The sequence below is a fragment of the Psychrobacter piechaudii genome (genome assembly GCF_900162825.1).
Taxonomy (GTDB): Bacteria; Pseudomonadota; Gammaproteobacteria; order Pseudomonadales; family Moraxellaceae; genus Psychrobacter; species Psychrobacter piechaudii.
Genome location: NZ_FUGE01000087.1, coordinates 1 through 6,874, shown reverse-complemented (window position 1 = coordinate 6,874; position 6,874 = coordinate 1). Strand labels below are relative to the sequence as shown.

At 41.8% G+C, this 6,874-nt stretch carries 3 protein-coding genes and 2 pseudogenes; all 5 read left to right on the top strand.

The window, feature by feature from the left end; all coding sequences use genetic code 11:
- The first annotated feature begins 234 nt into the window (after positions 1-234).
- Positions 235-2,028: an acyl-CoA dehydrogenase C-terminal domain-containing protein gene (locus A1019T_RS04035; protein WP_077450539.1), complete on the top strand. Its 1,794-nt coding sequence runs from the start codon at positions 235-237 to the stop codon at positions 2,026-2,028.
- A gap of 117 nt (positions 2,029-2,145) precedes the next feature.
- A complete protein-coding gene (locus tag A1019T_RS04030; protein WP_077450538.1) occupies positions 2,146-3,930 on the top strand; it encodes an acyl-CoA dehydrogenase C-terminal domain-containing protein in 1,785 nt (594 codons plus the stop codon).
- 220 nt (positions 3,931-4,150) lie between these two features.
- The gene (locus A1019T_RS04025) at positions 4,151-6,553 is read left to right on the top strand and encodes a site-specific recombinase (protein WP_077450537.1); all 2,403 of its coding nucleotides are present in this window, start codon (positions 4,151-4,153) and stop codon (positions 6,551-6,553) included.
- Positions 6,544-6,642, top strand: a pseudogene (locus A1019T_RS04020) (IS1 family transposase); the annotation flags it as partial. The gene A1019T_RS04025 and the pseudogene A1019T_RS04020, both read left to right, overlap by 10 nt.
- 103 nt (positions 6,643-6,745) lie before the next feature.
- A pseudogene (locus tag A1019T_RS04015) lies at positions 6,746-6,874 on the top strand (IS982 family transposase); the annotation flags it as partial.

The window sequence follows — 6,874 nt, the reverse complement described above, 5'->3', positions numbered from 1 at the left end:
ATTTAAGACAAACCCTTATTAAATACGGCTTTATTTACTAACAAACCTTCTTATCGCCATATAAAAATAAATGACTATCAAATTATTCTAATTTTCTTTATCCAATTTACTGTCAAATTATTTATAAGCATCTATACAGCACCTTGCTGACTGGTGCCTTGTAACTAATAAAGTAATTTGTACAGCCTAAAACCTAAAGCAGTCAACTCAAACCATTCTTTAAAGGATAATAACATGCAATACAAAGCACCCCTTCGTGATATGCAATTTGTTCTACATGAGCTTTTAGACAGTACCTCTCATTACAAAAGCATTCCTGAGTATGAAGAAGTTGAAAGAGACATTATTGACAGCTACATTGAAGCTGCTGCCAGCTTTGCAGAAAATGAAATTGCCCCTCTAAACCGTAGTGGTGATGAAGAAGGTTGTACCTTTGACAATGGGAAAGTAATCACACCTAAAGGTTTTAAAGAAGCTTATAAACAGTACTGCGAACTAGGTTTTGCAGCGCTTGCAGCCGATGAAGAGTTCGGTGGCCAGAACATGCCTTTTTCATTAAGTACGGTAGTTAACGAAATTATGGGCTCTGCCAACTGGTCATTTTCAATGTATCCTGGTCTGTCTCACGGCGCCATTCAAACCATTGAGCATCATGGCACAGAGGAACAAAAAACAATTTATTTAGAAAAAATGGTCACTGGCGAATGGTCAGGCACCATGTGCTTAACAGAAGCCCATGCCGGCTCTGACTTAGGCATTATCCGTACTAAAGCTGAGCCTAACGATGATGGCTCTTACAGCATCACCGGTCAAAAAATCTTTATCTCGGCCGGTGAGCACGATATGACGGATAACATTATCCATATCGTTCTAGCGCGTCTACCAGGTGCTCCAGCAGGTACTAAAGGCATTTCACTATTTATCGTCCCTAAAGTAAATGTCAACGCAGATGGTAGCCTAGCAGAACCTAACCAAGTTACTTGTGGCTCTATCGAACACAAAATGGGTATTAAAGCATCTGCCACTTGTGTGATGAACTTTGATGGTGCTAAAGGTTTCTTAATTGGCCCAGAAAACCGTGGCTTAAACTGTATGTTTACCTTTATGAACGTAGCCCGTATCGGTACCGCAGTTCAAGGTTTAACCGCTTCTGAAATTGCCTTCCAAGGCTCACTTGAGTACGCCAAAGACCGTCTAGCAATGCGTTCAATGTCAGGGGTTAAAGCACCAGATAAAGTAGCGGATCCAATCATTGTTCACCCAGCAGTTCGCAACATGCTATTAACTGAAAAAGCATTTGCTGAAGGTGGCCGTGCCCTAGCCTACTATCTATCTTTCTTCGCTGACGTTGTGGTAAAAGGTACGGGTGAAGCACAAGAATATGCTGACCAAATGCTGTCCCTATTAACCCCAATCGCTAAAGCATTCTTAACAGAGACTGGCTATGAAGCTGCTAACCATGGCGTACAGGTTTATGGAGGTCATGGCTTCATTCGTGAATGGGGCATGGAACAAAACGTACGTGACACCCGTATTGCCTGCTTATATGAAGGCACCACTGAAATTCAATCATTAGACCTTCTAGGCCGTAAAGTATTAGGCTCACAAGGTAAGATGTTAGCCAACTTCACCAAAGTAATCCATGACTTCTGTAAAGAGCATGAAGCTGATGAAGCAATGGGTGAATTTATCCGTCCTCTTGCTGAGCTAAATACTGAGTGGGCTGAGTTGACTGCACGTATTGGCAAACAAGCCACTCAAAACCCAGATGCAGTAGGCGCAGCAGCTGTAGACTACATGTACTTCAGTGGTTATGTGACTCTAGCCTACCTATGGGCACGTATGGTTGCTGTTTCTAAACAAGCGCTTGCAAACGGTACCACTGAGACTGGTTTCTATGACGCGAAAATCAAGACTGCTCAGTTCTACTTTAGCAAATTACTACCTCGTACACGTACTTATGTTGCTCGCATTGACACCGGTGCAGAGCCTTACATGAGCATGGATGTGGATCAATTTGCATTCTAAACGCTACTTTTCACTACTACTTAGTGTTTTGGATTAGTGCTATCATTTATCGGTAGCACTAATCACTTTAGACCAATAACTTAATAATTAATTTCAAAATATATCAAAGGACTTTTTATGGCTATTTATAATCCACCTTTAGATGAAATGCGTTTCATGCTAAACGACGTTTTTGACGTTGAAAAATTCTGGCAAGCCAATGAAAACCTAGCCCACGTTGATATGGATACCGTCAACATGGTACTTGAAGAGATGGCTAAGCTGTCTAAAAACGTATTGCTTCCTCTTAACCGCACAGGTGATGAAGAAGGTGCAACTTACCAAGGTGACGGCGTTGTTACCACCCCTGCTGGATTTAAAGATGCTTTCAAACAGTATGCTGAAGCAGGTTGGATTGGCCTAGGTGGTGATCCTGAATATGGCGGTCAAGGTTTTCCTAAAATGGTAACCATGCTGACTGAAGAAATGGTGTTCACAGTAAACCAAGCTTTCGCTTTATACCCTAACTTGTCTGTGGGTGCGACGCTTTGTCTATTAGCTTCAGCTTCTGAAGAACAAAAGCAATTATATCTTGAAAAAATGTACTCAGGCCAATGGTCAGGGACCATGTGCTTAACAGAACCTCATGCCGGTACTGACTTAGGTATCATCAAAACCAAAGCTACTCCTAATGATGATGGCAGCTACAATATCTCTGGTACCAAAATCTTCATTACCGGTGGTGAGCATGACCTAACTGAAAACATCATTCACTTAGTATTGGCTAAAACACCAGATGCCCCAGAAGGTTCTAAAGGGATTTCTTTATTCGTAGTGCCAAAATTTATCGTTAATGAAGATGGTAGCTTAGGTGAGCGTAATACCTTAGCAGCCGGTTCTATCGAACATAAAATGGGTATCAAAGGTTCAGCAACTTGTGTTATGAACTTTGACAATGCCAAAGGTTGGATGGTTGGTGAAGAAAACACTGGTCTAGCTTCTATGTTCGTAATGATGAACTATGAGCGTGTGACTATGGGCTTACAAGGCCTAGGCGGTACTGAACTTGCGTATCAAAATGCCGCAGCTTATGCGCTAGATCGTGCACAAGGCCGTAGTGATACTCAAATCCAAAGCCCAGAAAAACCTGCTGACCAAATCATTCACCATGCAGATGTGCGCCGTATGCTATTAAACGCTCGCGCTAACGCTGAAGCTTCTCGCTGCTTTGCTATGTATGTGGCTAAGCAATTAGATGAGTCTAAGTTCAGTGTTGATCCTGAAAATGCTAAAGCAGCTGCAGCCCGTGTTGCGTTATTAACCCCAATCGCTAAAGCCTTCTTAACTGACAAAGCGTTAGAAGCGACTGTGGATTGTCAGCAAGTATTCGGTGGTCATGGCTATATCCGTGAATGGGGTATGGAACAGATTGTTCGCGATACTCGTATCTCACAAATCTACGAAGGCGCTAACGGTATTCAGGCTCTAGACTTACTAGGCCGTAAGATTTCTCGTAACAATGGTAAATACTTAGAGAACTTCTTAGCTGAAATCCGTGATTTCGTAGCCAATATGAAAGCAGATCATGAGATTAAGCAAGCCACTCTAGATGCAGCAGAAACCATTGAAGAGCTAACCACAACTGTGCTAACCAACATCAGCACTCGTAAGAGCGAAATCAATGGCTGTGCGGTAGACTACTTACATGCTATGGGCTATTTGTGCTACGCGTTTATGTTCGCTATGATGGTAGAAGCAGCTCATGACAAAGAAGGTGCGTTCTACGCCAATAAGCTAAAACTGGCTACTTATTTCGTAGGTCGTATCCTACCTCGTATCAAAGCACACGCTGAGATGGTTAAGACCGGTAGTGACCCAATTATGGACTTTGATTTACAGTATTTTGAACAAAATATTAGCTAATTTAAAGCCGACTTGAATCTTGGAAATAGTTTATAATCCCTCTTAACTTTACAAGAAGACAGCTCTCGAAGCTGTCTTTTTTGTCATTGTATGACTGTCTTGCCTTCCGCTAATTATAGGTATCTATCTTCATTTTAACTTTAAATATGCTATTAAATTAATTGAAATTAATAGAGCTTTACGATACCTTCTCAATATCTGATCGAATAAGGGTAATTAAGTGGCAGAATTAAAAGATATTTTGCATAAAATAAATGCACTGTGCGATAGCCCTGAGCCCTATGTGCTCAAAAGATTGATTGATACTTTACGGGTATCAGAAGCTGAATATAAGAACAATCCCGATCTACCTAATGAAAGAATCGGGGAACTAAATGCACTGTTAAGACAGTACCCTACGTATGCCAATGGCCTGGCCGTCTTTGTTTTAACTTTACTCAATAACTACCATAGAATGTCGTTATACACCGACACGGGTATCTTATCAGACCAAACCTTCTCCAATAGCTTAATGCGCTTAATTGGGCATCGCTTTGTCCCTCTTTTACCTGAAGATGACTCTATTGTGGAGCTCGTTGCTTATTTATTTGATGGCAAAGATGATGAACGCTGGTTAGGCTCCATTAATGAAGAGCTGTGGGATGAGCTAGTAGACCTCATTATGGTGGATGATGCCCACTCTAACCTAGTGGCGACTGCTAAAAACAACATTCTAAATGCGTTAGTTATCCTATCTTACCGCGTTAGTGGTATCGGCTTGCATCCTGACTTAATGAAAGCTTATCCGCAAATGCTTGATTACTCAGCCGCTTTTGTGGCTCAGAACCAAGAGGCGGTACTGTTTGCTAACGAATATCGAGAAATACACCAATTAGACAATTACGAAGATGCCGTTCCTGGTCGTGAGATTGACCCAGGTCCATTATTGGTAATGATTGAGCAGTGTGACAACATTGTCAACACGGTACGTAAGCGTATCTACAAGACTGGTATTTCAATTCGTTCGACCAATATGCTACTGCGCCTTGAGCAAAGCTTAAATCGTATGCAGATATTAAGCGAACTGCTAGCGAAGAATGATAAAAATCGTGATAAAGCCATCGTTGAGCTAACACAAACTATTATTGTTAGTGTTAAACGCCGCTATAGTATTAGCTATTTGATTGATAATAACACCAAGCTACTGTCTAGGAAGATCACTGAAAACTCAGGGCGCGTTGGTGAGCATTACATTAGTACCGATAAGGCCGGCTATAAGAAGATGTTTAAAATGGCGGCGGTCGGTGGTTTTATGATTGCCTTTATGGCCACAATCAAAATTTTATCTTACGACTTAGAGCTCGCGCCAATGAGTCGAGCTTTTGTTAACAGTATGATTTATGGTTTGGGCTTTGTATTTATCCATATTATCCATGGAACAGTTGCTACCAAACAGCCAGCGATGACCGCGGCGGCTATTGCTTCAACTATTTCTGATAGCTCGGGCAAAAAATCTCATCAGTTGGCCAAACTTTCAGAGCTAATGGTAGATATCATACGTACCCAGTTCATTGCTATTATGGGTAACGTGCTGATTGCCATGCCTTTAGCACTTATCATATCCATAGTGTGGTTGCAGGCAAAAGGTACACCCATGATCGGCATTGACCAAGCCGAGCATCTATTACATGACTTGGATCCTTTCCACTCTCTAGCGATATTCCATGCGGCCATTGCAGGGGCTATCTTATTTTTAGCAGGCTTAATTTCAGGTTATTATGATAACTTAGCCTTATTTAATAATATCGGTGAGCGTATTGCCCGTCATAAGCTTTTACTGCGCTTTGTATCGGAGTCTTGGCTACAGCGACTAGGAACTTTTGTTGAAAACAACTTAGGCGCTATTATGGGGAACTTCCTATTTGGTGTGTTCCTTGGCAGTACCGCCACAGTGGGCTTCATATTCGGAATGCCGTTAGATATTCGCCATATTGCATTCGCATCAGCCAACTTCTCACATGGTATATTTAATATGGCGGCCGATGACTTTGGTCTTGGTATTGTCCTGATCTCTCTACTCGGTGTGATTCTTATCGGTCTGGTCAACTTATTGGTCAGCTTCTCATTAGCCATAATTGTAGCCTTACGCTCTAAAGGCGTTGAGGTTATTGAATGGAAGACCATCAGTAGATTGATGTACACCCACCTAATGACCCAGCCTCGGGACTTCTTCTTACCGCGTCCAGAACCGATGACGTACGCCAAGATTGATAGCCAAGGCTACATGATTTATGAAGAAGCAGGTAAAACACAAAAGCACAAGCTGTTCCCAAAACACTTTGCTGTGCGTAGACTCTCAAACGTGCGGGTGGTTCCAGAGGGCGTCGCTATCGATACCAAACGTATTGATGAGATGAATGAGAAAAAAGAATTCCAAGATAAACTCAGCAGTGACCAACCGCCCGTTACTACTGAGAAAAAAATAGTTAACTTGGATAATCAAGAATTTGAGTTGGTGAGTACTGAACTTCTCGAAACGGGCATCGTTGATGGAAGTACAGAGGGTGCATCAAACAATGACAAAACGAAAAATGCCAAAACCCCTTTACCCAAACCCAAAAGTCCACCTAAGCTGCCCGAATAAGCGTTGTAACGGATAGCTTTTTTACGGGTTTTAAGGGCTTTATCCAAGTCATCGGCAAGTTTTTCACGGTCGGCATTGAAGGTAATAATTAACCTGAGTTCGGGATAAGCAGGTCAAAAAAGGCAAAAAAAAGAAGTCCAAAATTGTTAAAGTTAAGGTACCAACAAAAACTCAACAAAAAGGACTTCTTACATGGACAACCTAACCGAATTATACTGCCACATTGACGACTTTTACCAAGCATTCAAACCAGAATTTGAACGTCAGCTGATCGAAAATGGGACAAAGCGATTAAGAGCATGCAAGATAAGTGTACCAGAG